Annotated in this window: 28 protein-coding genes and 2 pseudogenes; 22 read left to right on the forward strand and 8 right to left on the reverse strand. The window is 65.9% G+C overall.

Annotated elements, in window-relative coordinates; genetic code table 11:
- The first annotated feature begins 3 nt into the window (after nucleotides 1–3).
- Nucleotides 4–825 (forward strand): siderophore-interacting protein, encoded by an 822-nt coding sequence (locus GON09_RS27880; protein WP_213935156.1) that lies wholly within the window; start codon nucleotides 4–6, stop codon nucleotides 823–825.
- A 295-nt stretch (nucleotides 826–1,120) separates the two neighbouring features.
- On the opposite strand, the pseudogene GON09_RS29100 reads toward GON09_RS27880, so the two are convergent.
- Nucleotides 1,121–1,246 (reverse strand): annotated as a pseudogene (locus tag GON09_RS29100) (IS701 family transposase); the annotation flags it as partial.
- 772 nt (nucleotides 1,247–2,018) lie between these two features.
- Between GON09_RS29100 and GON09_RS27885 the strand changes: the two are divergent.
- Together GON09_RS27885 and GON09_RS27890 are read left to right on the forward strand one after the other, a co-directional pair.
- Nucleotides 2,019–2,459: a response regulator gene (locus GON09_RS27885; RefSeq protein WP_213935157.1), complete on the forward strand. Its 441-nt coding sequence runs from the start codon at nucleotides 2,019–2,021 to the stop codon at nucleotides 2,457–2,459.
- A 700-nt stretch (nucleotides 2,460–3,159) separates the two neighbouring features.
- On the forward strand, nucleotides 3,160–4,554 hold the full coding sequence (locus GON09_RS27890; protein ID WP_213934638.1) for an IS1380 family transposase: 1,395 nt from the start codon (nucleotides 3,160–3,162) through the stop codon (nucleotides 4,552–4,554).
- A 335-nt stretch (nucleotides 4,555–4,889) separates the two neighbouring features.
- Here GON09_RS27890 and GON09_RS29130 read toward each other — a convergent pair.
- Together GON09_RS29130 and GON09_RS27900 are read right to left on the reverse strand one after the other, a co-directional pair.
- Nucleotides 4,890–5,039: pseudogene (locus tag GON09_RS29130) on the reverse strand (translation initiation factor IF-2 N-terminal domain-containing protein); the annotation flags it as partial.
- A gap of 33 nt (nucleotides 5,040–5,072) precedes the next feature.
- A complete protein-coding gene (locus GON09_RS27900) occupies nucleotides 5,073–5,336 on the reverse strand; it encodes a helix-turn-helix transcriptional regulator (protein WP_213934636.1) in 264 nt (87 codons plus the stop codon).
- 181 nt (nucleotides 5,337–5,517) lie between these two features.
- Here GON09_RS27900 and GON09_RS27905 point away from each other — a divergent pair, with 181 nt between their 5' ends.
- Both GON09_RS27905 and GON09_RS27910 read left to right on the forward strand, forming a co-directional pair.
- Nucleotides 5,518–6,105, forward strand: coding sequence for a hypothetical protein (locus GON09_RS27905; protein ID WP_213934635.1), 588 nt, complete (start codon nucleotides 5,518–5,520; stop codon nucleotides 6,103–6,105).
- A gap of 351 nt (nucleotides 6,106–6,456) precedes the next feature.
- Nucleotides 6,457–7,203 (forward strand): DUF3560 domain-containing protein, encoded by a 747-nt coding sequence (locus GON09_RS27910; RefSeq protein WP_307854531.1) that lies wholly within the window; start codon nucleotides 6,457–6,459, stop codon nucleotides 7,201–7,203.
- Nucleotides 7,204–7,292: 89 nt separating this feature from the next.
- On the opposite strand, the gene GON09_RS27915 is transcribed toward GON09_RS27910, so the two are convergent.
- The gene (locus GON09_RS27915; RefSeq protein ID WP_213935158.1) at nucleotides 7,293–7,565 is read right to left on the reverse strand and encodes a hypothetical protein; all 273 of its coding nucleotides are present in this window, start codon (nucleotides 7,563–7,565) and stop codon (nucleotides 7,293–7,295) included.
- A gap of 35 nt (nucleotides 7,566–7,600) precedes the next feature.
- On the opposite strand from GON09_RS27915, the gene GON09_RS27920 reads away from it, so the two are divergent.
- The 12 genes from GON09_RS27920 to GON09_RS27975 all read left to right on the forward strand — a co-directional run bounded on the left by GON09_RS27920 (nucleotide 7,601) and on the right by GON09_RS27975 (nucleotide 19,248).
- Entirely contained in the window at nucleotides 7,601–8,224 is a 624-nt protein-coding gene (locus GON09_RS27920) for a 3'-5' exonuclease (RefSeq protein ID WP_307854588.1), read from the forward strand.
- Nucleotides 8,225–8,399: 175 nt separating this feature from the next.
- The gene (locus tag GON09_RS27925; RefSeq protein ID WP_213935159.1) at nucleotides 8,400–9,272 is read left to right on the forward strand and encodes a hypothetical protein; all 873 of its coding nucleotides are present in this window, start codon (nucleotides 8,400–8,402) and stop codon (nucleotides 9,270–9,272) included.
- A 243-nt stretch (nucleotides 9,273–9,515) separates the two neighbouring features.
- Complete coding sequence (locus GON09_RS27930) at nucleotides 9,516–9,728, forward strand: hypothetical protein (protein ID WP_213935160.1); 213 nt, start codon at nucleotides 9,516–9,518, stop codon at nucleotides 9,726–9,728.
- Between the two features lie 582 nt (nucleotides 9,729–10,310).
- Nucleotides 10,311–10,748, forward strand: a complete 438-nt coding sequence (locus GON09_RS28930) for a helix-turn-helix domain-containing protein (RefSeq protein ID WP_213935161.1) — start codon at nucleotides 10,311–10,313, stop codon at nucleotides 10,746–10,748.
- A 112-nt stretch (nucleotides 10,749–10,860) separates the two neighbouring features.
- Nucleotides 10,861–11,676: an N-formylglutamate amidohydrolase gene (locus GON09_RS27940; protein ID WP_213935162.1), complete on the forward strand. Its 816-nt coding sequence runs from the start codon at nucleotides 10,861–10,863 to the stop codon at nucleotides 11,674–11,676.
- A complete protein-coding gene (locus GON09_RS28645) occupies nucleotides 11,669–12,793 on the forward strand; it encodes a hypothetical protein (protein WP_244867068.1) in 1,125 nt (374 codons plus the stop codon). Before GON09_RS27940 ends, GON09_RS28645 begins: the two co-directional genes overlap by 8 nt.
- A gap of 368 nt (nucleotides 12,794–13,161) precedes the next feature.
- Nucleotides 13,162–13,515 carry a type II toxin-antitoxin system RelE/ParE family toxin gene (locus GON09_RS27950; RefSeq protein ID WP_244867159.1) on the forward strand — a complete coding sequence of 118 codons (354 nt, stop codon included), beginning with the start codon at nucleotides 13,162–13,164 and terminating at the stop codon, nucleotides 13,513–13,515.
- A gap of 59 nt (nucleotides 13,516–13,574) precedes the next feature.
- The gene (locus GON09_RS27955; protein ID WP_307854589.1) at nucleotides 13,575–13,826 is read left to right on the forward strand and encodes a helix-turn-helix domain-containing protein; all 252 of its coding nucleotides are present in this window, start codon (nucleotides 13,575–13,577) and stop codon (nucleotides 13,824–13,826) included.
- A 297-nt stretch (nucleotides 13,827–14,123) separates the two neighbouring features.
- Complete coding sequence (locus tag GON09_RS27960) at nucleotides 14,124–14,681, forward strand: hypothetical protein (RefSeq protein WP_213935165.1); 558 nt, start codon at nucleotides 14,124–14,126, stop codon at nucleotides 14,679–14,681.
- A 246-nt stretch (nucleotides 14,682–14,927) separates the two neighbouring features.
- A complete protein-coding gene (locus GON09_RS27965; RefSeq protein ID WP_213935166.1) occupies nucleotides 14,928–16,340 on the forward strand; it encodes a 3' terminal RNA ribose 2'-O-methyltransferase Hen1 in 1,413 nt (470 codons plus the stop codon).
- Entirely contained in the window at nucleotides 16,337–18,832 is a 2,496-nt protein-coding gene (locus GON09_RS27970) for a polynucleotide kinase-phosphatase (RefSeq protein ID WP_213935167.1), read from the forward strand. Before GON09_RS27965 ends, GON09_RS27970 begins: the two co-directional genes overlap by 4 nt.
- Nucleotides 18,829–19,248, forward strand: coding sequence for a hypothetical protein (locus GON09_RS27975; RefSeq protein WP_213935168.1), 420 nt, complete (start codon nucleotides 18,829–18,831; stop codon nucleotides 19,246–19,248). Before GON09_RS27970 ends, GON09_RS27975 begins: the two co-directional genes overlap by 4 nt.
- Nucleotides 19,249–19,295: 47 nt before the next feature.
- Here GON09_RS27975 and GON09_RS28650 read toward each other — a convergent pair whose 3' ends face one another.
- Nucleotides 19,296–19,616: a hypothetical protein gene (locus GON09_RS28650; RefSeq protein WP_307854591.1), complete on the reverse strand. Its 321-nt coding sequence runs from the start codon at nucleotides 19,614–19,616 to the stop codon at nucleotides 19,296–19,298.
- A gap of 702 nt (nucleotides 19,617–20,318) precedes the next feature.
- On the opposite strand from GON09_RS28650, the gene GON09_RS27985 reads away from it, so the two are divergent.
- The gene (locus GON09_RS27985) at nucleotides 20,319–20,882 is read left to right on the forward strand and encodes a hypothetical protein (protein WP_213935170.1); all 564 of its coding nucleotides are present in this window, start codon (nucleotides 20,319–20,321) and stop codon (nucleotides 20,880–20,882) included.
- Between the two features lie 125 nt (nucleotides 20,883–21,007).
- Nucleotides 21,008–21,490, forward strand: coding sequence for a hypothetical protein (locus GON09_RS27990; RefSeq protein WP_213935171.1), 483 nt, complete (start codon nucleotides 21,008–21,010; stop codon nucleotides 21,488–21,490).
- A 33-nt stretch (nucleotides 21,491–21,523) separates the two neighbouring features.
- Here GON09_RS27990 and GON09_RS27995 read toward each other — a convergent pair whose 3' ends face one another.
- A complete protein-coding gene (locus GON09_RS27995; RefSeq protein WP_213935172.1) occupies nucleotides 21,524–21,850 on the reverse strand; it encodes a hypothetical protein in 327 nt (108 codons plus the stop codon).
- 93 nt (nucleotides 21,851–21,943) lie between these two features.
- Here GON09_RS27995 and GON09_RS28000 point away from each other — a divergent pair, with 93 nt between their 5' ends.
- Nucleotides 21,944–22,402: a hypothetical protein gene (locus GON09_RS28000; protein WP_213935173.1), complete on the forward strand. Its 459-nt coding sequence runs from the start codon at nucleotides 21,944–21,946 to the stop codon at nucleotides 22,400–22,402.
- Nucleotides 22,403–22,448: 46 nt separating this feature from the next.
- On the opposite strand, the gene GON09_RS28005 is transcribed toward GON09_RS28000, so the two are convergent.
- Nucleotides 22,449–23,447: a hypothetical protein gene (locus tag GON09_RS28005; RefSeq protein ID WP_307854592.1), complete on the reverse strand. Its 999-nt coding sequence runs from the start codon at nucleotides 23,445–23,447 to the stop codon at nucleotides 22,449–22,451.
- 622 nt (nucleotides 23,448–24,069) lie between these two features.
- Between GON09_RS28005 and GON09_RS28010 the strand changes: the two genes are divergently transcribed.
- Together GON09_RS28010 and GON09_RS28015 are read left to right on the forward strand one after the other, a co-directional pair.
- Nucleotides 24,070–24,639 carry a hypothetical protein gene (locus GON09_RS28010; protein ID WP_213935174.1) on the forward strand — a complete coding sequence of 190 codons (570 nt, stop codon included), beginning with the start codon at nucleotides 24,070–24,072 and terminating at the stop codon, nucleotides 24,637–24,639.
- A gap of 216 nt (nucleotides 24,640–24,855) precedes the next feature.
- Nucleotides 24,856–25,413, forward strand: a complete 558-nt coding sequence (locus tag GON09_RS28015) for a hypothetical protein (RefSeq protein WP_213935272.1) — start codon at nucleotides 24,856–24,858, stop codon at nucleotides 25,411–25,413.
- A gap of 204 nt (nucleotides 25,414–25,617) precedes the next feature.
- Here GON09_RS28015 and GON09_RS28020 read toward each other — a convergent pair whose 3' ends face one another.
- Nucleotides 25,618–26,649 carry a hypothetical protein gene (locus tag GON09_RS28020; protein ID WP_213935175.1) on the reverse strand — a complete coding sequence of 344 codons (1,032 nt, stop codon included), beginning with the start codon at nucleotides 26,647–26,649 and terminating at the stop codon, nucleotides 25,618–25,620.
- Between the last annotated feature and the right edge of the window lie 163 nt (nucleotides 26,650–26,812).

A 26,812-nucleotide genomic window follows, 5' to 3' on the forward strand; every position in this document is an offset into this window, starting at 1 on the left:
TGCATGGGAAGGAAGAAGAACACTCCAACCGGTCGCCAATTCACCATGGCGCATGTACGTCACGCCGAGCGCATCAGCCCCAGCTTCGTCCGCCTGACCCTCGGCGGGTTGGACCGGCTGGAGCGGCGAGGGTACGACCACTGGTGCCGGCTCTTCTTCGCGCGCGAGGGGCAGGACGCGCTGCAGTTGCCGACGCGGACCAGTGAGATCGGTTGGTACCTGCAGTACCTCGCCACACCCAGGGTGCGACGCCCGTGGGTCCGGGCGTACACGGTCCGCGACGTCCGTCCTGGCACGGGGGAGGTGGACATCGACTTCGTGATCCACGGGGACGAGGCACGGGGTCTGGGACCGGCGGCTCGGTTCGCGCTCGCTGCCCGCCCTGGTGATCGCGTGGGATTCCTGGACCAGGGCATCGGCTTCACACCGGATCATCCGCACGACTGGACCCTGCTCGTCGGTGATGAGACAGCACTGCCCGCCGTGGCCGGGATCTGTGCCTCTCTGCCCGAGGCGGCCCGGGGGATCGCGATCATCGAGGTCCCCACGGCCGGTGACCGACAGCAGTTCCGGGTGCCGCCCGAGATGCAGGTGCGTTGGTTCCATCGCGACGAGTCGCTTGCGGGCGCCGACCGGCCGGGGCAACTCGCCTTGGACGTTCTGAAGGCGACCGTTCCGCTGGACGGCGTCGTCCACGCGCACCTCATCGGCGAGTCCGGTCTCGCTACGGGGGCTCGCCGGCACCTCGTGCAGGAGTGGGGCGTGCCCAAACGCAACGCGGATTTCGTCGGCTACTGGCGTCACGGGCGACCTGCGACGACCTGACTAGGGTGTGTCGCGTTCGGGGGTCGTCAGATGCACACCTTGATGTGAGTGCTGGTCAACGTCAGGGTCCGCATCCGCACCGCGGCCGAGTCGAAGCTCGGCGCGGCGGCAACACTTCATAGTGCTGCAACGACAGTGTGTGATGTCGACGTGTGTAATGGCTGACGCGGGCTCGGGTTGGTTCATGCGGCGCCAGTTCGACCAGTGCCACACATGGAGCAGAGTGTGCCGCACAGGACACACGACACGATTGAACAGTCGTCGAATCTCGTTGACCGTCAGAGGGATCAAACAATCAGGACCGTTGAAGATCCCCTTCTCGAGTGTCTCGGCGCAGGATCGTCAAGAATGCGGCCGCGGCCATCGGCAAGGTGATGTGCTGGTACCAGGCGGTGTAGCCGCGGACCTGGTAGGGCGAGAGCTCGTCGAGGCGCAGTGGCGGGCGAGCTGAGCGACGATCAGGGCTTCGCAAACGCCGTCGCGGGTGCGCAGCACGAATGCGGGGAGAGCTCGGAGGTGTACCAGTGTGCCGACTCCCGTTTCGGTCAGGACACCTCACCGAACCGATCGGCTGTAGCCTCACCGACCTCGACTGCGCCGTCCTGCGCCCCGGGGCGGTCCAGATCCTGTTTTGCCCTAGTCAACAAAACGCGGGAGAGGTGAACGCTCGGGTCGAGTCGTTCCCGTGCAGCGGCGAGGCCCGTCCGGTGCGATTTCGGCCGGCGGGGTAGTCGAGAGCCGAAGAAGTGGCTGGCGCAGCACCTGGGGGAGGGCCGGCACCTCGAGAGACATGATCGGGGGCGAAAGTGCCGGTGAGGCAACATGTTGAAGGTACCGATGCCAGGGCTGACTCGCGTGCAGGCTCCATGTCCTGATCGGTGCTGAACTGTGATGAAAGGGGCGAATGGGGTGAAAAGGGTATGCTGGTCCGAGCGCCGGACTCGGCGCCGGATACAGGTCGCTTCCCGGGTTCGGCGACCACTCCGGTGATGGCGGTTGTGTGCCCCGCGAGGATCTCGGCCGTCGTCGTGCGTGCAGCGACACGACGAGCACGCCCGAGTGCCCGCGGGCTATCACCGCAGAAGGGACACGTACATGACAGACCCATCAACGTCCATACCCTTGATCGAGCGTGAGCGGTCCCGGCTGAGCGTGCCCGGCCGGTTCGACGCTGACCTCGACGGAGTCCTGGCATGATCTCCGCTCAACCTATCGATGTGCTGCTGGTCGAAGACGATCCGGGCGACGAGTTGATCACTCGTGAGGCCTTCGAAGACAACAGGATCGGCAATGCGTTGCATGTGGTTCGCGACGGTGCGGAAGCGTTGGACTTTCTGTACCGGCGCGGCCCGCACCTCCAGGCGCCGCGGCCTGATCTGATCCTGCTGGATTTGAATCTGCCCAAGTACAACGGCCGGCAGGTCCTCGAGAAGATCAAGTCCGATCCGGATCTGTCGGATATTCCGGTGGTGGTGCTCACCACCTCCTCGGCCGAGGAGGACATCGTGTGCAGCTACAAGGCGCATGCCAACGCGTACGTCACCAAGCCGGTCGATCTCGATCAGTTCACCGGGGCGGTGCGGCAGATCGACGAGTTCTTCGTCCAAGTGGTGCGGCTGCCCCGCCGCCGGTGACGACGACCGCAATCGCCATGATGGTGCGGTCGTGGCCGGTGTGCTCGCCCCGGGTCCGGTCCGGTCGTAGTCCGCTTGTTCGGCACCGGATCCGTATCGTCGCGCCTCGGCCGCTGCTTGCCGCGGCGCCGACATCGATGCTGCCACCGCCGGGGCTCCCTGCTTACCGAACCCGCGACGAGGTCGGTGGCGATTGTCGCCTCGGAGCTGTCTGTATAGATATTGTCTCCTTCACGTGGGCTGCGAAAGCGCCTACCGCTCGTCCGGCAATCGAGCGCGCCGTTGTCGACCGGGGCCATATCCTCGGCGGGGGAACGGCAACCTACGGATGGTCACCGGGTCCCTGGAACCGGGACCCACTAACGAATCCACTCGCTGCGTTGATGTAGAGCGACAACCTCCGCCCACTGGTTCTCAGCGGTCGGCGGGGTGCAGGTGGCGTGCCCCTGTGAGTAGGTCCGAGTTGTTCTAGAGTCCTAATTGCCCTGCTTGACCGCGATCTGCACCGCCGTCGCTCCCGACGCGGTCCGGACCTTGCGAATGTACGCCGATACCCGCCAGGTCCCACCGACCGCTTAGCCCGGGGCTTTCACGGAAATTCGACCTCAACCCGTGTCACACAGAAAGAAAGGTGCTCCGACCTGCGATAATTCGACTTGTCTAAGGTTGAACAATCGCGTGAGCCAGGAGCACCCTTCAGGTGAGCAAGTCTACGTCCCCCTACCCACACCTGTCCGCATCGGGTACCGGAACCGGCGTCGTGTCCCATGCCGGCGCTGTCCTGCTGCTGCGCACCGCCGAGAAAACCGGCCTCACCACAGCATTGACGACCGAACTCGCTCAGTTCCGGAAACCGTTGGCACGCCACGATCCTGGCAAGATCCTCCTCGACCTCGCGCTCTCCCTGGCGATCGGCGGGGACTGCCTCGCCGACATCAACCAACTACGCGCCCACCCCGAACTGTTCGGCCAGGTGGCCTCCGACCCGACTGTCTCCCGCCTGATCACCACCCTCGCCGGTGATGCCGACACCGCTCTCGCCGCGATCGGACGGGCCCGCGCTACCGCCCGCGCCCACGCCTGGACCGCCGCCGGGTCGGTGGCACCCGATCACGCCATCGACGAGCACACACCGCTGGTCATCGACATCGATGCCACCCTCGTCACCGCGCACTCGGACAAGGAATCTGCTGCCCCGAACTTCAAACGCGGCTTCGGGTTTCATCCGCTGTGTGCGTTCGTCGACCACGGTGAGCACGGCACCGGTGAACCCGTCGCGATGCTGCTGCGCCCGGGCAATGCCGGTTCGAACACCGCCGCCGATCACGTCACTGTCGTGCAGGGCGCCCTGGCGCAGTTGCCGTTCGACCCGGGATATCGGGTCGGGAAGAAGGTGCTGGTCCGGATCGATGGTGCCGGTGGCACCCACTCCTTGATCGAGTATCTGACCAAGCGCAGGCTCTCGTATTCGGTGGGATTCGGGTTGACCGACGCCTATGCCGCCGCGATCGATCTGGTTCCCGAGCAGGCATGGACTCCGGCTTACGACTCGGACGGGCAGGTCCGGGACGGGGCCTGGGTCACCGAGATCACCGGGCTGCTCGACCTGTCGACGTGGCCGACCGGCATGCGCGTGATCGTCAGGAAGGAGAGACCGCATCCGGGTGCGCAGTTGCGGTTCACCGACCGTGACGGCCTGCGGTTGACGGCGTTCGTGACCAACACCCGCCGCGGGCAACTCCCCGATCTGGAGTTGCGGCACCGCCGTCGGGCTCGGTGCGAGGACCGGATCCGGACAGCGAAAGCAACCGGGCTGCAGAATCTTCCGCTGCACGGGTTCGATCAGAACCGGATCTGGCTCGCGCTCGTGCAACTGGCATGCGAGTTGACCGCGTGGATGCAGATGCTGGCATTCACCGAGGTCCCGGCGCGGCGGTGGGAGCCGAAACGGCTGCGGCTGCGGGTGCTGTCGATCGCCGGGAAGATCGCCCGCCATGCCCGTCAGGTTCGGCTGCGGCTGGCCGCGACGGCTCCCGGTGTCGATGTTCTCGTGGCCGGCCTGAACCGGCTCACCGCGCTACCTGCACCTGTGTGACCTGCACGAATCTTCATTTATCGAGTCGAAAGGACACTCAGTTCGGGGCCGTGGACCCCGACGTCACCCGACCGTGTCGGGCGACCAAGCGTGGATGCACACCGGATCCACCGCCTCCACCATCGAATCCGAACTGGTCAGGCCGGCACGCGGGACTCACGAAAGATTGAGGCTAGCTGGCGGATGTTATTGATTACGTCCGATGCAGTCGGTTCTCGGACTGGATTAGCGCTCCACCCATAGATGGATTTCTCGGTCGAACTTTGTGCCGGCTGGAGGCTCGGGCGAACTGCCCTCGCCGGTCCCTGCCTCTGAGGGGCTGATGCCGGTTGTGGGAAGCGCTTCCTCAGCTCGTTGGCCGCAGGTGCCTCTACGGTGCTAGACGCGGACTTGACGAACTCGCCTTGTTCCTTAAGGGCGTGAAGTACTTCTCGTGATGTGACGCCCAGCTCTTGGGCGAGTTGGTGTACTCGGAGCTTCCCCATTTTGACCCTGCCTGAGTTCTTTGAGTGTGGAGACTATTCGGAGTCAGTGCCGGTGTTCTTGGTGCGCCGGCGGGGTTGGCGTAGGTCGGTGCGTGCGCCGCGTCCTGGACGGTTGCGGGCCCATTCGACGATCTCGCTGCGTTTCCACAGGGGTGTGTTGCCGATCTTCTCGACCGGTTTGGGGGCGTGGCCTCGGTTGACGTAGGAGTGGAAGGTCACCGGCTTGATCTCGTTGCCGGTTTCTTCCTTCAGTACCTCGACGCATTGCTGTGCCGTGAGGCGGTTCGGGTTCGCCATTGCTTCTGGCCTTTCGTTTCTCGGGGCCACGGTCATCGCCGGGTGTGCCGGGGTCCGGTTCTCGAAACTTTACATAGCGGAATTGCTTTGTGGAAACGTGTGGGCGTGCCCGGAGTTGCAACAATACAAATAAGTATTGTAAAGTTGTGAGCGAAAGAACGACCGAGGTAAGGGGAATCGGATGTCGATCATCACCGTTATGGCAGCGATTGCGCTGGCGGCACTGCTCGTCTGGACGATCGGCGCTCCGATCGCTCGCCTCGGTGGCGCCCTGCTGGCGATCGCCTCGTTGCTGTGCATCGTCTCCGGCGACCCGATCGCCACCCGCGCGCCGCTGCTCCTGGTCGGTGCGGCGCTGTGGCTGGCCGGTCACTTCCTGACCGCCTACAAAACCCGGACCTGGTCCTCGCGGCTGGCCGAGAACATCGTGATCCGCACGCCGTTGCGCTATCTCGATCCGGTCCGCGGCTACGAGCACCGCCATGCGCGCCGCATCGCTACGGGCAGCACGCCGGAGTCGACCCCCGGCCGGATTCACTCTCAGGCCGACGACTTCGCGCAGTGGGAGCGGGAACTGACCACCGACACCGCTCCCGCAGTCCCGACTCCGTCTGTCCGCCCCGTGGCCAAACGCGTCCCCGTCCGCCCGGCCGGGCCCTCGCGCGGTGCCGTCTACGGCAAGCGCGCAGCCAAGATCGCCACCAACATCGCCGTCCGCAAGGTTCCCGGTGCCCGCGCCGCGCGCTCGGCCTGGCGGTTCGTGCGCTGACCGCCTCTTCCTCCGGCTCACTTCATCCGCACACACGCTCAGAAAGGGTGGACCACTCATGTCCGCACTGACCATCACCCACACCCACGCCGACGGCACCCTGATCGACGGCACGAGCCGTGGTGACGGCTCCGCCGAGATCCTCAAGGCCCAGCGCTGGCGCTGGTCCTTGAGGATCTCGGGTCCGGGTACATCCCGCAGTCGCGGGACCGCCGCGCCAAGCGTGCCCAGATCGACGCCACCGCCGCCGCGCTGCGCGCCGCCGGATTCACCGTCGACGTCGACATCGACGACACCTACCGGCCCACTGCCGATGTCGAGGCCGACAAGATCGCCCGCCAGGCCGCCCGCGTGGACGCTCTCGATGCCAAGGCCGACCGTAAGGCCGGCACCGCCGAGGCCGCGTGGGCCGCCGACCAGGCCGCGCATGATGCGCTGCCCGAGGGTGGCGAGCCGATCAAGGTCGGCCACCACAGCGAGGCCCGGCACCGCCGCGCGGTGGAAAAGTCCTGGAACGCGCTCGGCAAGGCCGTGGCAGCCGAGCGTGAGGCCGCAGCCGCGCGGGGCCGCGCCGACGCCGCCGCCGAGACCACCGACCGTCGGTACGCCCCGGTCACCGTCGCGCGCCGGATCGACAAGCTCACCGCCGAGCTGCGCCGCCTCGAACGTGACCGCGACGGATACACCCGGACGCTGCACACCAACCAGCAGACCGGCCACAAGTACGTCGAGACCCACGAAGCTGCAACCAGGGACTACCGCGAGCGGGTACTCGCCGAGATCGAGCACACCGCCGACGAGCTCGCCTACTGGGAAGGCGTGCGCGCGCATCAGATCACCGCAGGCACCGCCGCCGCCTACAGCCGCGACGTTGTGGCCGTGGGCGATCTGGTGCGGTACGCAGGGCACTTCCACCGAGTCCTCAAGGTCAATGCGAAATCGGTGACCGTCGGCTCGATCGTCGGAGGTTCGTGGACAGATCGCGTCCCCTACACCGAGATCCGGGGACTGCGCGATGCCGACGGCCAGGTGGTGCGGATCGTCGACGGCACGCGGGTGACCGAACCTGAGACCAGCACCGAGACCGGCGCGGCTTGACCTGTGTCGTTCTTCCCGGGGCGCTCGGACAGCCCGAGCGCCCCGGCCTCGCGACATGGAGACGATGGGAGAAAACATGACCAAGACGCTCACCAACCGCCCGCGGCGACGAGATCGCCGTCGGGCAGCTGTGGACGGACGATCCGCGCCGCACCACCGTGCGGACGCTGCGCATCGACGACCTCGTTCGCGAGGGGAACCTGGGTTCGCGCGCGGTGTGCACCGTCATCCGCTCCCGCGACACCGACACCGGGCAGACCACCGAGCCCGGACGTGTCGTGTCGATCAACATCGACAGCCTGCACACCACCGCCGGTGGCCGTGGGTACCGTCTCGCCGTGGACGATTCGCGTCCCTCGCACTGAGGTTGTCCACCACGATCAGCAGAGGAGAAGCCGTGTCGTTGCAGATGCTGTCCCCGCGTGAGTGGGCCACTGCCATGCTCGCCGACCAGGCCGCCTGCATCCTCGACGTCGAGACTTCAGGGTTGACCGGCTCGATCCTCGAGATCGCAGTCATCGACGCTGCGACCGGCGTGGTCCTGCTCGACACGCTCGTCGACTGCCGGCCGGTGCAGATCGAACCCGGCGCTCACGCGGTGCACGGCATCGCTGCCGCCGATCTCGACGGTGCACCGTGCTGGCCGGAGGTGTTCGCGCAGCTGGCCGGTGTCACCTCCGGGCGTCAGGTCCTGGCCTACAACGCACCGTTCGATCACGGCCGCGTTCTCGCGGATTGCCACCGGGCGGGTATCGACCCCGGCGATCTCGCCGAGACCAGCCGCTGGCAGTGCGTGATGGCCCGTCGCTGCGACGCGCTCGGGCTCGGAGCGGAAGGGCGCGTGCGGCTCGGTGGCGGTCACCGCGCGCTTGCCGACGTGCGCGCGACCCGCGCGGTGCTTCGGATGCTCGCCGACGGGCGACCCGACACCGAGGGATCGGCTGCCCTGGCGGCCCGTGCTGCTGACAAACCCCGCGATGGAGAGCCGGTGTGCCGCCGACCCGTGCACTATCTCCGATGACCCGACCCTGTAAATAGGGCTCTGAACTGGGCAGACGGCACGTCCCGGTGGGATGGTCGGCCGCAACCGGATGTCGGCACCGGCGGTGCCTGTCACAGCCGATCCCAATAGAGCGATGTCCTGTTTGACCGTTATGCCCTCGGGAGAGCCGAGCGCGAGCAGAACAGGGGACGATGTGGACTTCAGCAGGGACGACAATGCTCCGTCGCGGTGGCGGACCAACCGCCGCGCAAGTGTCGACGAGCGCATTCTCCAACTCCAGGACGTGGTGATCCTCGGACCGTCCGCGTGCGGGGCAGGACTGCGCGCGGTGCGGTGGATCGGCGCAGCGGTGGTCCTCGTCGGGTTGTGCGTGGCGGCAGTGGGTCTGCTGTCGGTCATCGTCACCGGTGCGGACGAGCATTCGTCGACTCATGCGGAGGGGGAGGCAGGGTTCGTTCTGTTCTGTGGTCTGATGGTGTCCCTCCTGGGCCGTCTGATTCTGGCCGTCGCGCGTAGGCGTGCGATCAAGCGCGGCGCAGTGACCCGGGAAACGCTCACGGCTGCACCGCAGGAGTTCACCGACGCCTTCCGTCGGGCGGTCAACGCCGCCGACACCATCGGCGAATCTCTCGCCTACCGGCAGGGGTGGCTGCCGGGGGTGGATCTCGATGCGGCGTTGTGGGATCTGGCTCGGCATCTCGAGACCGGCACGCGGCTGCACGATGCGCTCGCCGGCGCACCGGTGGGGTTGGAGTACCGCGAGCAGATCGAGCGGGCTCGCGCCGCGCTGGATGGGTGTTTGGGGCATCTGCGGGCCGGGGCGGACCGTCTGACCGGCTTGGTGGGCCGGGTCGAGGCTTTGGACATGGAGTTGACCGCGCCTGTGCGCCGCGCCGAGCTCGAGGAGCTGCGCGAGTTGCGCGCGCGCCGCGACGCCGAGCAGATGAGCCGGCTCTCTGCCGCCACGGCGGACGTCGAATCCATCGACCCCGCGTTCGGTGATGTCGCGGACGCGGCGACCGGGGTGCTCGATGCGTACGACGAATTACCGAAAAGTGGGCTCTGAACTGCATAGATGACCCGTCCCGCGGGGCGGGCGGGCTCGAAATGGTCGATGCCGGGTGTGGGAAGAGTTCCCTGCGCCCGGCATTTTTTCTGGGTGTTCTCGTCACCGAAAGCTGCGTTGAGCTGCGGTGACGGCACGTCCCGGAGGGCGCGAACGGAAGGGGTGACCGTCCAGGGGTTGCAACTATACAAATAGCATTTGTATAGTTATTCCTGTCCGGAACACCGAACCAGGGAGAAGAAGATGTCGAATACCCCTGTTGCAGAACTCATCACCGTCACCATCACCGGAACTCCGGTGCGCGCCGAGATCGCCGAAATCCTCGACTACCGCACCGACTTCTTCGGCGGCCGAGGCATCGATGTCCGCCTGGTCGACGGCACCGTCGCCCGGCACGTCGATGCGCTCGACATCGAGGTGGGCGTCGCCGCGCGCACTGCGCGCACCGCTGCCTGATGTGCCTGCCGATCTCGAATCCACGTCCCAGTACAGGAGAACGCCCATGACAGCACCGGCCACCGCACTGCCTGCCGGGTTCGCCACCGAGGTCGACGGAGCTGCCGCGCTCATTGTCGGCGGCGTCCACTTCCTTCCCGCGTCATCCGCAGCGCGGCGCGCTGGCGCAGCCGTTCGCGGGTGCGCAGGGTTCGACTTCGGAGGTCGGGGTGATCGGCGTACCGCTGTACGCGCTGGTCGCGGTCGACTGGGCAACCGAGGTGACCACCATCGAGCGGGACCGCCGCACTCGCACGGTGTTCGCCACGGACTGGCTGGGCACTCCGCGAGGGGTCACGTGGTATCTGCACCCGGCCGTCCATGACGCCGCGCGCGGGCTGTATCTGCTCGATGATTCGGAGCCACCGCGAGTGATCCGCGGGCGTTCCGAAACGGTCTCGCCCCGCTCGAGCGAGCGGGATTTCAGTGGCCACCGCGTCGCTGACGATCAAGGGCCGGGGGTGCTGATATCACCCCCGGCCCGACCCCATTGTCCACCACCGACCGAACCGACCCGCACAGCACCCGAGAGGAATACCTACCGTGACCGCACAGTCCTACAACGTCCTCGCCGAACTCGACACCGAGTTCGGACCGGAGAACGCCGAGCAGCTGCTCGACCCCATCGCCGACTACAGCGGCGCGGCCGGGCGCTCCGAACTCGGCCACGCCGAGGTGATCGTCACCGTCCCAGCCGACTCGGTACGCCAGGCCAACTCCACCGCACCGGCGATCCTCGGGACCTATACCTGGCCCCTGCGCTCGGTGCGGGTGCTGCTCACCGCCGACTACGACCGCCTGCTCGACGGCGTGGATCTGCCGCCGCTGCTGTCGGTTCAGGGGGCCGCCGACCAGCTCGGAATCAGCCGCCAGGCCGTGCTCAAGGCGATCACCGCCCAGCGGCTGCCCGCCATCCGTGTTGGCGGCACCTGGATCGTGCGGGAATCGGCTGTGCGCGCCCGCGCTCAGCGCAGCGCGTGAGAGGCACCCTGTTGGTCGAACGCGGCCCTCTCGACGACAATTCGCGTCCCCGGGCACTCTGTCGTGCCCGCCTTACCGCCCGGCCTCCGCCGCAGAACCGACAAGGACCACCATGACCGCCCCACCGCTCGTCCTCCCGGGAGACCGCCAGTGCCCGGTGCTCATTCACGTCCCGCACGCCTCTCGTGTGATCCCCCTCGAACTGCGTCCGGACCTACTGCTCACCGGTATCGAGCTCGCAGCCGAACTCGATGAAGCCACCGACACCGCCACCGACGAGATCGCAGCAGCAGCACTCCGCCACACCCGTTTGAAACCGACGACCGTGGTCAATACCCTCTCGCGACTGGTGGTCGACCCCGAACGGTTCCCCGATGCCGGCGAACCGGCCAACGCCTTCGGCCGCGGCGCCGTTTACACCCGCACCTGCACCGGCGAGCGCCTGCGCACCGAACCGTATCCACGCGCCACCGCCCTGCTCGACACCTATTTCCGTCCCTACGCCGACGCGGTTACCTCTGCGGTCGAAGACCGCCTGCAGATGTGCGGGCGCGCGGTGATCATCGACCTGCACTCCTATCCCGCCACCCCGTCCGGTTTCGAGGACCCCACCGCCGAGCGTCCGGCGCTGTGTATCGGCACCGACCGGGTGCACACCCCGCCCTGGCTGACCGAGGCCGTCCGTGGCGCATTTGCGTCCCTGCCGGAAATCGACGAGATCGGCGAGAACACACCGTATGCGGGCAGTTACGTGCCGCTGCGCCACTACGGCCGCGACGAGCGCGTGAGTTCGGTGATGATCGAGCTACGCCGCGATGTCTACCTCCCCGACCCGCGCACCCCCGACCCCGCGCGCGTCGACCGGCTCGGCCGCGCGCTGGCCACCGTGATCGATCGGATCGCCACGCAGGTGGCCGCCGATGTGTAAACCCAAGCCCGGCCCGCGCTGCACCCCGCACATGCGCGCCCGCCTCGAGCAGGCCACCGCGCGCGTCGCGGCCGCCCGCGCGCGGCTGGCCGAGCATCCGGCTCACGCGCGGGTGCAACGCCGCCTCGCCGCCGCCGAAGCCGACCACGCGCAGACCCTGGCGTTGTTCGACTCCACTCCGGGCGGCCAGGACGACCTGCGAGCCGCGATCGACGCCGCGACCGACCCGCACGACCGACGCGCGCTGACCGTACGTCTGCGAGACGCTGAAAGGCTCAGAGCCGAACAGGTCGACGCGCTGCGCCGTGCCCGAGCAGAACACACCGATGAGGAAGGAACCGACGATGAGCAACGAGGAACCGATGACGCAGGAGCGGCGCGAAGCGTTCTGGAGGACGTTCGGCTGGAGTCCGGATCTTCCGGAAGCCGAGCGGAAGGAGATCGAGGATCGGTGGACCGATCCGAAGATCGAGGAGGCCGAAGCCCTCGGCTTCTGATCAACGGCCAGCAGATCACCCCGGTGGCCACGCATACCCTGCCCGGCGAGGTGCGCGCGAAACTCGAGTCCCGGGGGTTGTCTGCACCGCCTCTGCACGAGCTCGCGCCGGACGATTGCGGTCTGTATCGCGAGCAGATGCTCGCGCTGACCCGCAAGAACCCGCACGCCGCGTCGGTCTATGTCTACGACGAGGACGAATACCGGGCCATGCGGCTGCTGGTGACCGACGACGGCAAGGCCGGCGTCGCCCTCAAAGGCGACGAGATCGTCTCCGCTTTCGCGCACAAGGACTGCGCACACCCGCGCGCGGCCCGCGCCATGCTCCGGCACGCCACCGCGCTCGGCGGCCGCCGCCTGGACTGCTTCGACACCGTGCTTCCGGATCTGTACGCCGATGCCGGGTTCGTGCCGGTCGCGCGGCTGAAGTGGAACGACGACTACGCCCCCGACGGCTGGGACTACGACACCTTCCGGACCTTCAATGACGGACGTCCCGATGTGGTGTTCATGGCGTATGACCCCGACCGCGTCGGTGGCATGTACACGCGTGGGGGTGGGGAGTACGTCGACGACTACGACGACGGCATCGCCCGCGCCCAGCAGTACCGGCCGCACTGACGACCTGTGTCCCGCGCGTGGTGGCCCGAATCCGTCCCCGCAACCGAGCGTGTCGGTTGCGGGGACGGCTCGCTTTGCCGGGTTGGCCTGGGCGAAGGGCACATCCACCTGAATGGGGGCTGTGCGGCACGGTCACCTCGAATTCTTTTGCGTGACGAGTGAGCAGGCGGTCCTGGAAACCTACTCAGGCCGCTGCCTTTCGGTGCGGGTGCTGCTCACGGACGACCAAGACCGCTTCGTCGCCGGTGTGGAGTTGCCGCAGCTGGCATCTCGTTGATCTGCGGATCTCGGCTTGCTGGACATAGCGTTGGATGGGGTGGTGCCGCTGGCACGCCGATATCACCTATAAGTGATATCATCTGTAGGTGATGAAGTGGGTGGTGGACGTCGAGCGAATCGAGGCGTGGTTAACGCAACTGGACGACGACTCGTACGACCAGGTGATCGCTGCACTCGAGTTGCTTGCGGAGAACGGCCCCATGTTGGGGCGGCCCTTGGTGGACACCGTGGAAACCTCGCGGCACTCGAACATGAAAGAACTACGACCGGGATCACGTGGACGATCCGAACTGCGGATTCTTTTCGCCTTCGACCCGAAGCGGTCGGCGATCATGTTGATCGCCGGGGACAAATCAGGACAGTGGAAGAAGTGGTACAAGGTGAACATTCCAATAGCCGATGACCTCTTCGACGAACATCTCGAACAGTTGGAAGGGAAGTGATCGTGATGGCCAAGAGTCTTGACGATATGTTGGCTCAGCGACCGGCCGACCGTGAGAAGGTGGACGCTCACAAGCAGCGGATGCGCTCGCAGGTTCGCGCGTACAAACTGAAGGAACTTCGGAAAGAGCTTCTGCTCTCACAGGGCCAGGTCGCCGACCGTCTCGGAGTCGGACAGAACCGGATCTCGAACATCGAGCGCGGCGATCTCGATCGGGTGCGGCTCGACACGCTGAAGCGGTACGTCGACGCCGTGGGTGGATCGCTTCGGATCGAAGTCGAGGTGGGCGACAACCGGTACCAAATCGTCTGATCCTCTGTTTCCCGCACGTGCTCACGGACTCCCGCGGAGTGCGCCGCCACGTGCCGTACGCGGGCAAGAGCCATGCCGACCTCTCCTGGCCGCGGAAGGCGCACTATCAGTGCGGAGGTGTCACTCCGCTCGCGCTTCCCTGCACCGGAGGAATTCCTCGAGCCTCTCCTTCCGGCGGTTGTCGACCGCCCGCCGGTTCTCCCCGGCGTGCCTCGACCGACTGGGGCCGGGGGCCACGGGCACCGACACGGCCGGGGATGTCGCTCTCTCGCACTCGTTCGTGCAAAGGTGTGGCTCATGGCTGTCGCTGCGGGTCCGGCTCGGTGGTGGACCGTGCTGTCGGTGGTGACCGCGATCCTGGTCGGGCTGGTGTGCTGTGTGATCGTGTGGGCGTTCCTGCCGCCGGTCGTCTTCTTCCCGTGGTTCGCTCTTGCAGCCTGGGTTCTTTTGATTCTGGGTGCGGTGTGGTTGGTGCTCGGGGTGGTCGGCTGGTTCAAGTTTCGCGCTCTGCGCGTCACCACGATCGCGCCGGTGGTGGTGCTTGCTACCGCAGGGTTGGTGATGTTGTCGGTCCCCTCGACGGTGGCGTTCGCGGTGTCGAAGGGTTCTCTGGCCGCAGCGGCGGCGCCATGTGTGCAGACGTGGGACGATCGGCGGATCGGGATGTACCAGGTGCGGCGGATCCAACCGGTCGACGGCGGGTGTCTGTTCTACATCGAAGGCGGTCTGATCGACTCGATCGGACTGGCCTACCTGCCCGAAGGCGCACCATATCTGGGCAAACCCCGCCACGACGGGGACATCGGGTACACGCCGTACCGCGGCGACTGGTATCGATTCGTTCAACGCTTCTAAGGTCTGCCGATCGAGTCGACCGCCCGCACCGGTACGACTGTGCGGGTCGGAGCCGATCCCGACGCCTGGTGGCTCGGCCCGCGCCGGGTCCACCTCGGCGGCGACCCCGCGAAATGGCGCCGCATCCCCGCCACGTCGTGGGCGCCGAACAGGACGATCTGCAGGTCGGAGCCTATGCCGTTCTGTGTCGGACTCACCTCATCACCCCTGACTCGAAAACCGCTGGCGTTGCGGCAGACTGTCTAAATGCTGTTGACCATCTCCGCTGAACGCTCACCGGCACTCGAGGCTCCGAGTGACGTGGGTTACCTGCTGCACAAGCACCCGGATCGGATGCAATCGTTCAGCGTGTACGGGGGAACAGCGCACGTGTTCTACCCGGAGGTCAGCAGCGAGAAGTGCACAGTCGCACTGGTCCTCGAGGTTGATCCGGTCGCGTTGGTGCGTGGACGGTCCGGTTCGAACGACGGTTTCGCGTTGGGCCAGTACGTCAACGATCGGCCCTACGTGGCGTCGTCTTTGATGTCGGTGGCACTGGGCAAAGTATTTCGGTCGGCGCTGAACGGGCGCTGCGTCGGCCACGAAGAACTCGTCGATTCGGCGCTCGACCTGACGATCTCGCTGCCCGCCGTCCCCGGAAATCCTGACCTGGTGCGACGGTTGTTCTCCCCGATGGGGTGGGACGTCGCCGCGACACCGATCGGGCTGGACGCCACCCGCCCGGAGTGGGGCGATGCACCGTTGGTGTCGTTGACCCTCGTCGGGTCGCTGCGTCTGGCCGACGCGCTGAACCATCTTTATGTGTTGCTGCCGGTGCTCGATGACACCAAGCACTACTGGGTCGGCGACGACGAGGTCGACAAGCTGATACGGGCCGGCGCGGGCTGGCTGAGCACCCACCCGGAGCGGGACGTGGTGACACATCGGTATCTGGCTCACCAACGTGGACTGAAGGCCGCCGCACTACAACGACTCGCCGAGCTCGATGACCGACCGGTCGAGGACGGGGTCGACGATGCGGAACCCGTCCTCGCCCGGCCGCTGGTCCGCATGCGTCACGATGCTGTGCTCGAGGTGGTGCGCGCCCTTCGCCCCACCTCGATCGCCGATCTGGGGTGCGGGTCCGGTGCCCTCCTGGGATCGCTGCTCGAGGTGCAGGGTGTGGCGCGGGTGATCGGCACCGAAGTCTCCGATGCGTCGTTGTCGACGGCTGCCAAGCGTCTCCATGTCGACCGGATGACCGAGCGGCAGTCCGAGCGGTTGACGTTGTTGTTGTCGTCGTTGCAGTACGAGGACGACCGCCTGGGCGGTCTCGACCTGGTGATTCTCATGGAGGTCATCGAACACATCGACCCGGAACGGTTGCCGGCGGTCGTGGGAAACGTCTTCGGGGCGATGCGACCGCGTCATGTCGTGGTCACCACACCGAACAGCGAGTACAACGTGCGGTACCCCGCGCTGGCCCGCGGTGGCTTCCGCCATCCGGATCACCGCTTCGAGTGGACACGCGAGCAGTTCGCGGCGTGGACCCGTGCCGTGGGTGAAGCGCACGACTACGAGGTTGTCCTGCAGCCGGTGGGAGACTGCGATCCGCAGGTCGGGTCGCCCACTCAGATGGCTGTGTTCAGTCTGCGCGGACAATCGGAGGACGCAGCGTGAGCGAGTTGACCATTCCCGAGCTGTCGCTGGTCGTGCTGATCGGTGTCAGCGGATCGGGCAAGTCGACGTTCGCGGCGACTCATTTCGCTGCGACCGAAGTCGTCTCCAGTGATGAGTGCCGGGCGCTGGTCTCGGATGACCCGAACGATCAGGGCGCGACGACCGATGCCTTCGAGGTGCTCGAGTTCATTGCCGGTAAGCGTCTTTCGCGTGGCCGGTTGACCGTCATCGACGCGACCAACGTGCAGGCGTCAGCGCGCCGGTCGCTGCTGGCGTTGGCCAAGGCGCACGATGTGCTGCCGGTGGCGATTGTGCTGGATCTACCGGTAGGACTCGCTGGTGAGCGTAACGCCGCACGTCCGGATCGTAATTTCGCGGCTCATGTCATCAAACGCCAGCACGACCAATTGCGCCGATCGATGCGCGGTCTCAAACGCGAGGGCTTCCGCACGATCCATGTCCTGGACTCGATCGAGGCCGTGGAGCAGGCATCGATTGTGCGCACCCGCCTGTTCAACGACCGGCGGGACGAGCATGGACCGTTCGACGTGATCGGCGACGTTCACGGTTGTCGGGAAGAGCTGGAGATACTGCTCGACCGGCTGGGATATGTGATCGTGCGTGACGGCGAAGGCCGAGCGGTCGACGCCGCGCACCCGGATGGTCGGCGGGCGGTGTTCGTGGGCGATGTGATCGACCGCGGCCCGGACTCGCCGGGCGTGTTGCGTCTGGTGATGGGCATGGTGGCGAGCACGAACGCCTTGTGTGTGTCCGGCAATCACGAGGCCAAACTGGCCCGGGCGCTGGGTCGTGGGGACGTCAAGGCCACGCACGGTCTGCAGGAGACGCTCGAGCAGCTCTCGCACGAAGACGAGACGTTCGTCATCGAGACACGGCAGTTCTGTGACGCGCTGGTGGCGCACTACGTCCTCGACGACGGCAAGCTGGTGGTGGCACACGCGGGTCTGAAGGAGAAGTACCACGGTCGGGCCTCGGGTCGGGTCCGGGCGTTCGCCCTCTACGGCGACACCAGTGGGGAGACCGATGAGTTCGGCCTTCCGGTTCGGTATCCGTGGGCCGAGGACTACCGCGGGTCTGCAACGGTCCTGTACGGGCACACCCCGGTACCGGAGGTGGAATGGGTCAACAACACGATGTGCCTGGACACCGGCTGTGTGTTCGGTGGCAGCCTGACCGCGTTGCGCTACCCCGAACGGGAGATCGTCTCGGTGCCGTCCCTGCGGATGTACTACGAGCCGATCCGCCCGTTGGCTCCGCCCGAGCGTGATCCGCAGGTCTTGAAGCTGTCTGATGTGCTCGGTCACCGCGTGATCGAGACCGAACACATGGGTCGGATCTCGTTGCGGGAGGAGAACGCGGCCGGGGCGCTGGAGGTGATGAGCAGGTTCGCCATCGCGCCGGCCGATCTGCTCTATCTGCCTCCGACGATGTCGCCGGTCGACAGCTCACCACGAGACGGACTGCTCGAACACCCCGACGAGGCGTTCGACCATTACGCGAAACACTCCGTCGGCCGGGTGATGTGCGAGGAGAAGCACATGGGCTCGCGGGCGATCGTGCGGGTGACCGTCGACGGGACCGGTGTCATCTATTCCCGCACGGGCCGTGCGTTCTTCGATGCCGATCGGCAGTCGGCTGTGCTGTCTCGGGTCGCCGATGCCCTCGCCGCGGCAGGGGTGTGGGCGGACCTCGGTGCGAGCTGGTTACTGCTCGATGCCGAGATAGTGCCGTGGACCGCGAAAGCCGAGGCGATGATTCGCGAGCAGTACGCGAAAGTCGGGGCTGCGGCCACAACCTCCCTGCCGGCGACCGTCGCGGTGCTCGAGGCAGCCGCAGCGCGAGGCGCCGACGTCGCCGACCTGCTCACCAGGACGCGTTCGCGGGCCGCCAACGCCGAACTTTTCGTGGACTCCTATCGCCACTACGTGCAACCGATCGACAACGCGCTGGGCATCCAGGTGGCACCTTTCCAGATTCTGGCCGGCGACAGTGCTACCTACGAAAGGCGTCACCATCAGTGGCATCTGGATCTGGCCGACCGGCTCGTCGCCGCAGACCCGGAGCTGTTCCGGCCCACCCGCAGGCTCGTCGTCGAGACAGCCGACGACGCGTCTCGTGCCGCGGGGGTGAGGTGGTGGGAGGACCTCACCGCCGGCGGTGGTGAGGGCATGGTGGTCAAGCCGTTCGACAATCTCGTCCGTGGCCGGAAGGGGCTCGTGCAGCCGGGTCTGAAGGTGCGTGGGCGTGAATACCTGCGGATCATCTACGGCGCCGATTACACCGACCCGGCGACGTTGGCCCGGCTCAAGCAGCGCAACCTCGGCACGAAACGATCGATGGCATTGCGTGAGTACGCCCTCGGCCTCGAGGCTCTGCGCCGTGCTGTCAGCGGCGAGCCCGTCTGGCGCATCCACCAGTGTGTGTTCGGTGTGCTCGCCATGGAATCCGAACCCGTCGACCCGCGTCTGTGAACGACTCGATAGCCGACCCAGAGTTCTTGCTGCTGAACCGCGAACGCCAGTTCGCGCTCGAACGCGACCGGCGACACTGGTTCACCACCGCGGTTACCGAGGTGCCACTGCGTACGCGGGTGCCGATGGATTTCACCCCCGATCGGGTACCGTCCCATGATCCGCAGACCGGGGCGTTCGACGCGGGAAACGACCTGACGATGCTCTCGCGACGGCCCCGCAGCGCCGACGGGTGGGAACCATCATGGGGTGCGCGCTTCTACGTCTGGTCGAATCCCGACTGGGACTGGGCAGCCGGGATGCTTCGCGGCGACCTCGATGACGACACCATCGCCGGTCTTCAAGCCATGCTGCATCCGGGCGAACCCGTCGATCGACAACGCCGCATCGACAAGGACGGGCGACGTCGGCGATAACCCCTGTGCTCCGATCACTCGGAACACCTCGAGCTACTCGTATCCGGTCACCGGTCAGCGTGGTCGCACAGTGTGCCGATCGGACAGATCGTCGAATCACCGTGCGGATCGATCCAGACCGCCTCTGCCGACCGCAGTCCCGGAACAAGCAGATGACTGCCGCGGCTGGGCCATTGCACGAACTCGTATCCCGCGAGGTTGTCCTGAACGACTTCTGCGATCCAGGCGGCGGCTTCACCGAATGAGGCGTCCATGGTCAACCCTCCACCGGTGTTGAACCCGCCGATCCCTCGAATGCTCTGCCAGCCGACGAAGACGTAGTAGTCACCGTTGATCGACAAGTCCCACACCAGCTTGTCCGTGTCCACGTACCGTCCGTACCGAAGGCAACGCAGATCTCGGCCGACGGCGGCGAAAGCCTCGACCCACGGGCCGGGGGGATCGAGATCGGGCCCTTCGATCGGTCCGGATTCGCTGTCGACCAGAGGGATGCGCCATATCAAGCTGTCTTCGTTCCACCGGTCCACACGGGGCATGTCGACATCATTCCGGTCCGGGTCGCGGTGAATGTACTCGAGTCGAAAATGCCCTGGAGATCAGTAGCGACGTCTCCGGGATGGGTTCTCACCATGGCCGCCGATCAGGTATCACGAAGCGCCCAGGTAAGGCTTCACGTGCCTTCGATGCACCGCCCCGGCACGAAAAACGCGCTCACCTGCGAGATCGGGACGATAGCTGCGTAAACGGAAATTTACATCGGTCACCCCGCACAAATTGTGAGTGACATACCCCCAGGTCACAAAAAATGGCCGGAATGTCCGATTGTAGTGTCGAGATGCAGCGAAGATTGACAAACCCGACCACATAGATTGACAACGATCACTCGGACCGACACCGCTCGTACCTGTGCTTATTCGCGAGAACAGCAGTCGGCGTCACCTCTATTCTGTCAAAGTCGGTTGTCGATCTGCCTCACGGTTGTGGATGCACCAGACCGAGATCGGTGCGACCGCTGCGATCGTCGGCGCGGAGCCATGAGGTTGTCGGGTGGGCGTGTCAAGATCAACGACATGAACGCACAGGCGAGCCCGATCCTGGAATCGGCAGTGGTGCTGGCGATGGACTACGGGCAATTCTGTCTCGACGGTGGGCTCGGGGACATCGACAACGAGCTCGAGCTGCTCGAGCAGGCCCAGGCGGAGCAGCCCAGCGCCGGTGACGGCACCATGGTTGTGGTGGTGTGCCCGCACCAGAACAATTTCGAGATGAGCGTGGACGTGCAGGTCTTCGACCGTCGTCCCGCAGCCGATCGGTCCCAGTGGCAGCAGGTCAGCGAAAACCGCCTCGAAGTCGACGCGCCCGGGATGCTGAGCCTGTCGTCCCCGACCACCGAGCCGGTCACCGTTGCGGTGCCGCCCGGACAGTACGTGGTGGAGGTGTCCGGGCGTGGTTTCGTCAACTACGGCTGGCCCGGTTCGACCACTCCCGGGGATGTGTGGCGCCTACGGCTGTGGCCCAACGACGACAGCGTCCTCGAACCCGCACAACTGTGGGAGATGCCCGGATGCGGCGTCCCGGAGAACACCCCGTCCTCGACGCACGAATCCGGCAGTTCGGTGACGGACGGATCGTGAAGCCGCGACCGAGGTCGACGATTGTCGGTGACTTGCCCGCTTATCGATCCGTCTGCAGCGACGATCAGCGAGGTGGACCGTACGGACTTCCCGTTGAGGTGGCGTGAGATCGGAAGAGCATCAAGGTGATCGAAGCCGAACTCTATGTCCAATACGGATCCACCTTGCCCTTTCAGCAGGTCAGCATGCCGATGCCGGATCTTCCTGCCGCGACCGGCGACATCCTCACGTGGGATGGCGACCAACGACTCCTGGTCGTAGCGACGGCGTCCTCGTTGGGGGCGGTCGCATTTCGCTCCGAGGTAGTGACTGCCGAGCCTGCGATAGACGGTGCCGGATGGGACGAATGGCAGGAGGTATCGGTCCAGTTCGACAGCGGCGATGTCCGACTTCGGGATCTCGACGCCGACACCGTACTCCTCGACGCAAGCCTTGTTTCCCTACCGGGTCGGTACCGAGCCCGCCTCTACGCCACAGGTCGCGACTGCGGAGTTGAACTGCAAGAAGCCGGCGATGATCTCGTCGAACGCTATCTCATGCAGTTATGGCCCGAAACCGCGCCGAGACCGCCGACCCCGGTGATGAAGGTCGATCGACGGGCTCGGTAGCACTGTGCCGATGTCCCACCGGCTGTGCTCGGGTCACATGTAGTACGGCATGCTGTCGACCGAATAGCCGAACATGCCCATGCACAGGCCGGTCAGCAGAAATGCCACGAGAAAGCCCGCGAGGGCCAACCGGGCACGCCGCCACACGATGAGCGCGACCGCGCCCACTGTCGCCACTGCGACGAGTGGAGCTGCCCAGCACAGCCAGTAGTCGACCCCGCCGGGTGGAAAAGACGGCACGTCGAACGCGCGCTGCACGACCGTCACCGCCTGCCAGTAGCTCACTGCGCAGAAGAGGATTCCGGCGAAGGTACCCCAGCACAGCAACGCCAATCGGTATTCGCCACGCCTCTCGGACACCTCGTCAGCCTAGAAGAGTCGCGGTCCCGATAGCCGGTGGACACCGATGTTCTCCGTCCACCTTCCGGAACGAGCATCGAATAATGTCGCAGCATGCGCATATCCGGTCCGGAGTTCGGTTCGCGGTGGGACATCGAGTTCACCTTCGAACCCACCGATCACATTCGGGACGTACTCGTCTGCGCGTTCGCCCGGCTCTCCCGGGACACTCTGCGCTTCGCGGCGATGAACACGTTCGATCCCGGGGTGTGGCGCATCGACATCCGACTCGAGGTCGTCCCGGTACCGGGGTTGGTGTGCTCCCTCGTCGTCGGCGGCACGCCGCACAGCGGTTTCGGTATCACCAGCGCGGTGGAGGACGTCGCCACCACGGTCGAGATCGCGTCCTACTTCCAGGATGTCGACGAATGGCTGCAATGGCCCACGCTGCCCGACGGCCGGCATCTGACCCCCAGAATCGTCGACGGACGAGCTGTGTGGGGACGGTACACAGGGGAGGTCGTCGCGCCGATCGGGGAACTCACCGACTACGTCGACCGCCTGCACCACTGAGCGCAGCCGGCATCCGGCATCGTCCATACGGTGCGCTCGGGCAGGATCATTCCTCCTCGAGGAAGGGCTCTTCCGCGTCGAGCAGTTCGGCGTCTTCGGGAGACAGGTTCTCGCCCGGTTGCACCGTGCGGGTCAGCGAACCGTCTCGATCGAATCTCTCCGGTGCCTGGACGATCTGCAGACCCCGCGCCAGTGTTTCGACCTGGTCCTCGTCGGCACCGGCTCCCTCTGCGAAGAACGCTGCTGCGACCGCATCGTGGGCCAGCGCCTGCGCCAGCGGCCAGTCCCGGATGTACTCGTCCATGGGATCTGTGGGATCGCGCCTGCTCAACGACTCGGAGATGCACCGCTCGAAGTAGGCGGCGACCAGGTCCTGGGAACGAGCCCACTGCTCCCGCAGTCCGGTTGCGGCAGCTGCCTCCTGCAACTGCGCACGGATATCGAGGGCATCGGCGACGCGCATCGGCGGGGACCGGCGCACCCGGTCGACGTAGTCGTCGAACCCGATCGCCGCGACGGTGGTGAATGTATCGACGATGGTCGGCCAGTTCGGTCCCAGATGCTCGACGAGGTCCGCGTCGGTGATCGTGGTCGCCTCGAGGTGCTGAACCAGCCTGTCGAGAGGCCGATTCGGGTCGTCGTACATCCCGTCCCGATCCGCCTGGCGTAGCCATTCCATTTCCGCGATCGTGGCGTCCCCAGGTACCGAACTGGCTTGCGCAAGTGCTTCGCCGATGGACAGTTCGGTCCCGGTTGCGACCTGCGGCCCCCATGCGGCGCCGTTGACCCGCAACAACTCCGCGGCGCGTTGCACGACGGTGGTCAACCGCTCCGACGTACCCGCGAGATGGGGTGGATTCTCGATAGACGAATCCGGAGCTGAGGTCGGGCTCGATGGCGTACTCGCCGCATCGTGACTGCGCGCCGCGGCCGCGGCCGGAGTGTCCCTCGCTCCGGTCTTCCATACTCCGATCGCCGCAGCAGCCACAACAGCGCAGACGGCTACTGCTACCAGAGCCTTCACCCCGCGACGTCGTGGCTGCACTTCTGTACGTCTCCTTCGATACGGCCTCTACGGGTTGTCCGAATCCGAACCCGATCTGGACAGTACCGGGTGCAGGAGTGCCACTCATCGGTCAGCAGCGGCCGGTGGCCTCTGGCTCAATGCCACATTTCACCGAAGATCTCCGGCCGTCTCTTCCTGAAGGTCACACTCCTCGGTCCCCGGCCCCGTCGTGACGATTCTGAGGGGGTAAGAACACAATCGACTTCGGACACCGCCGCAAATTGCGCGGAGTCGAGATTGCCGAGTGCTCGACGCTTTCCGGGTGCGTGGTCAGAATTCGGTGTCGCGCGCGTACCTGTCTTCGATGTTCTTCGCCTCGTGATGCAGCGATTCGACAGAGAGGTGTCTTTTATCCCGGCGGTCTGTGCTCGCTGTGGCCGGGGAGCGGTCACCCTGGGGTGGGGTGGTGGAATGTCAAAACCCCGGGGACGTGCACTGTGGGGTGCAGAGGCCGCTCCGGGGTCTTCGCTGTCAACTATATCGGTACTGGAGGGATATGCCCAACCGCAGCGCGGCCGTGACGCAGGCGATGCGTGTGTTGTTGACGCCGGAGCGGTTGTCGTCGTATCTCGCGGCGACCGGAGGTGATCTTGATCGGGCGTTGGATCTGTACGAGTGGAACGCTCGCCTGGGTGCGGCGGTGTTCGAGGATCTCGGTTACCTCGAGGTGGTCTTGCGCAACGCTTGTCACACCCAGCTCGATCGGTGGAACCACCGCAATCTGGGTGCCGATCCGTGGTATCTGACGGCACCGTTGACGCCGCAGTCGCAGAAGGATGTTGCCGAGGCGCGGCGCCGTGCGACGCGCGGGGGCCGCGCGGAGGTGCCGGGTCGGGTGGTGGCGGAGTTGATGTTCGGGTTCTGGCGTTTTCTGCATGCGCGCACCTATGAGGCCACGTTGTGGACTCCGTGTGTGCGGCACGCGTATCCGCACCAGCGTCCCAACCGACGTCAGGATGTCTATCGACGGCTTGATCACCTCAACACGCTGCGGAATCGGATTGCTCATCACGAGCCGATCCACGGCGCGCAGATCGCCGGCACCGGACAGGACGTCGCCGGTCTGCATGGGGAGTTGCTTGAGGTGTTGTCCTGGATCGATCCGACGGTGGCGAGGTGGGTGCGCGAGCGCAGCGCGGTGCCGGCGTTGCTGGCGGCCCGACCGGCCTGACGAGGTACGTGTCGCCTGCATCAGGGTGCTGTGTGAGCGCGCCCGCGACACTAGTGTTCCCGCCACCGAGCGGGTTGCGTTGATCGAGAAGATGACCGCCCGCTGGGCGCAGGTCCCCACCCCACCCGGGCTCACGGAGCTGTCCGAGCTCGGTGGTTGCCCGGTCACCCCGAAGAACTACGCACCACGGAAGATGAATCTCGGAAGGGACACGTGATGAGCCTGTACACCGTCAGTTACCTCGGTCAGGATCAGTGGCTCGCCTTCGAGGACACGCAGGCCGCCCGGATCTACGCGTATGTCCCGAAGCTGGGCAGGTTCGTGCTGCACCGCCAGCTCGGCCGGGACTTCTACTGGGACAACGAGCTCGACTGGACGCCGGTCGACGCCGCGACCGGCCACGGCATTGTTGAGGCCGGGCAACTCGGCAAGCTCGACGACCCGCGGCACCGCGACCTGCTCGACGAGCTGACCGCCGAACCCGACCATAAGACGCTGGCCGAGGTGTTCGGTGCCCAGCCTGTCCCTGAGCGCACCCCTTCGCCGAAGGAGTTCGCTGCGGCAAAGGTCAATGCCCTGGCTTCAGCTGCACCGGGAAAGTGGTTCACCTACAAGGTCTATGACCGCGACAAGCGTAAGGCGGCCAGCGTCGCCGCTCGCGATCTGCGTACCGGGAAGATCGCTGCGGTCCGCAAGTCCGGTCTGCACATCGATTCCCGGGTGACCTCGACCGTCGATGGTCGTTTCGCTGTGGAGATCGCCCGTACCACCTGAAACGAAGGTGTTCCGGTCGGCAGGAAACGACACCCCGCACCCCCTCGGCGCGGGGAAGGGACGCGGTAGAGATCCGCGCCTGCCGTGGGGCGGATATGTATTCACACGCGGGCATCAGTGTGTGACGATGCCACGGAAGGGCCGGATGGAACTGGAACTGTCCTCTGCGACCAGGGCCGTGTAACGGCATCGCCGCGTGTGTTTTCACGGGCCGTCCGAACCGCCGAACACGAGGTGGGGTGTACCGACAACCGACTCGTGCGGATGGAGTTGGTGCTGCAGGGATGCGAGCGCGGCGTCGTCGAGAGTTCCCCGGTAGATCTGACAGGCCCAATCGAAATCCGTGGTGGACCAAGCCACCTGGTGGCCGTGCACCTTGACCCTCCATGGTGTGCTCGATCGGGGCCGTCGGATGAGCCAGCCTGTCCGCTGGTCTGTGCCCAGTGGTGCGGAGAACGCACCGGACTGCGGATCGGTCAGCTCGACCAGGCGCGGGGTGAAATCCATCAGCACCGGCACGTGGATGGGTTTGGCGGTGATGTTCTCCCGGAACCACTGCATCGATTCCTCCCACCGGGTAGCGGGCGGGCCGCCGTGTCCGGCGCGGACGCGGGAGTCCTCGTCGGAGACGACCGGTCCGTCCCATGTGAACAGGGAAGGATCGAGCGGCTCCCCCACGGTCAGGTCGGTGAATGCGGCGCCGTCGATGCCGTCACCCGAATGTTGCGCAAGCACCGTGCCGGTCTCGGCATCGACCACCAGACGAATCGAGGGCTTGGGCCTACGGTCACTCTCACGTGCGGCCAGGTCCACGGACCAGCAACGGCGGTCGAGAAACTCGAGGTCGGTCACCGGTCCTGTCGGACGGGCATGGTGGTCTCCGACCCAATGTTCGACCCGTGGGGTGATCACGAGGTACCGGCCCGAACCCGGAGAATGCACCCGGCGTAGTTCGGTGCAGCGAGGACGATCGGGTTCGGTAGTGAAGTCCCAGGCGGTGGTGCCGTCGCTGACGAACAGCACGTGCCCGTCGAGCGTTTCGATTCTCGATCGGCGTCCCCACCGATACAGACGTACGCCCTCGAGTCGGAAGGGGAGAAAGACGGGTTCTTCGCCGTAGGTGCCGTAGTAGTAGTGAAACGGTTCGTCGGAGTTGCGGTACGCGGCAACTACACCGTGGATTGGCTCGCGAGGCCCGTCGGCCATGGTCACCAGCATCTGCACCCATGCGGTCATCACATCCTCCGACACGGACGAGTGCGGTCCCACAGAGGCCAGGGGACGGGACGTCGCCCGGGAACATCTCCGGTGTCGATCTCCGCTCGGTGACGAGGCTGTCCGTGCGGTGGTGACAAGGCGGGGGACATCACGTGGATGTGTTCTGACATCGGTCGTCGCT

Source organism: Rhodococcus sp. B50, assembly GCF_013602415.1.
Taxonomy (GTDB): Bacteria; Actinomycetota; Actinomycetes; order Mycobacteriales; family Mycobacteriaceae; genus Rhodococcus.

What these genes read in the sequence shown, in the direction of transcription:
- GON09_RS27950 (WP_244867159.1), top strand. Translation starts at nt 13,162, where the DNA reads ATGAAGTGGGTGGTGGACGTCGAGCGAATCGAGGCGTGGTTAACGCAA.
- GON09_RS27885 (WP_213935157.1), top strand. Translation starts at nt 2,019, where the DNA reads ATGATCTCCGCTCAACCTATCGATGTGCTGCTGGTCGAAGACGATCCG.
- GON09_RS28645 (WP_244867068.1), top strand. Translation starts at nt 11,669, where the DNA reads ATGTGTAAACCCAAGCCCGGCCCGCGCTGCACCCCGCACATGCGCGCC.
- GON09_RS28015 (WP_213935272.1), top strand. Translation starts at nt 24,856, where the DNA reads ATGAGCCTGTACACCGTCAGTTACCTCGGTCAGGATCAGTGGCTCGCC.
- GON09_RS27930 (WP_213935160.1), top strand. Translation starts at nt 9,516, where the DNA reads ATGTCGAATACCCCTGTTGCAGAACTCATCACCGTCACCATCACCGGA.
- GON09_RS28000 (WP_213935173.1), top strand. Translation starts at nt 21,944, where the DNA reads ATGCGCATATCCGGTCCGGAGTTCGGTTCGCGGTGGGACATCGAGTTC.
- GON09_RS27905 (WP_213934635.1), top strand. Translation starts at nt 5,518, where the DNA reads ATGTCGATCATCACCGTTATGGCAGCGATTGCGCTGGCGGCACTGCTC.
- GON09_RS27880 (WP_213935156.1), top strand. Translation starts at nt 4, where the DNA reads ATGGGAAGGAAGAAGAACACTCCAACCGGTCGCCAATTCACCATGGCG.
- GON09_RS27965 (WP_213935166.1), top strand. Translation starts at nt 14,928, where the DNA reads ATGCTGTTGACCATCTCCGCTGAACGCTCACCGGCACTCGAGGCTCCG.
- GON09_RS27960 (WP_213935165.1), top strand. Translation starts at nt 14,124, where the DNA reads ATGGCTGTCGCTGCGGGTCCGGCTCGGTGGTGGACCGTGCTGTCGGTG.
- GON09_RS27985 (WP_213935170.1), top strand. Translation starts at nt 20,319, where the DNA reads ATGAACGCACAGGCGAGCCCGATCCTGGAATCGGCAGTGGTGCTGGCG.
- GON09_RS28020 (WP_213935175.1), bottom strand. Translation starts at nt 26,649, where the DNA reads ATGACCGCATGGGTGCAGATGCTGGTGACCATGGCCGACGGGCCTCGC.
- GON09_RS27900 (WP_213934636.1), bottom strand. Translation starts at nt 5,336, where the DNA reads ATGGCGAACCCGAACCGCCTCACGGCACAGCAATGCGTCGAGGTACTG.
- GON09_RS27940 (WP_213935162.1), top strand. Translation starts at nt 10,861, where the DNA reads ATGACCGCCCCACCGCTCGTCCTCCCGGGAGACCGCCAGTGCCCGGTG.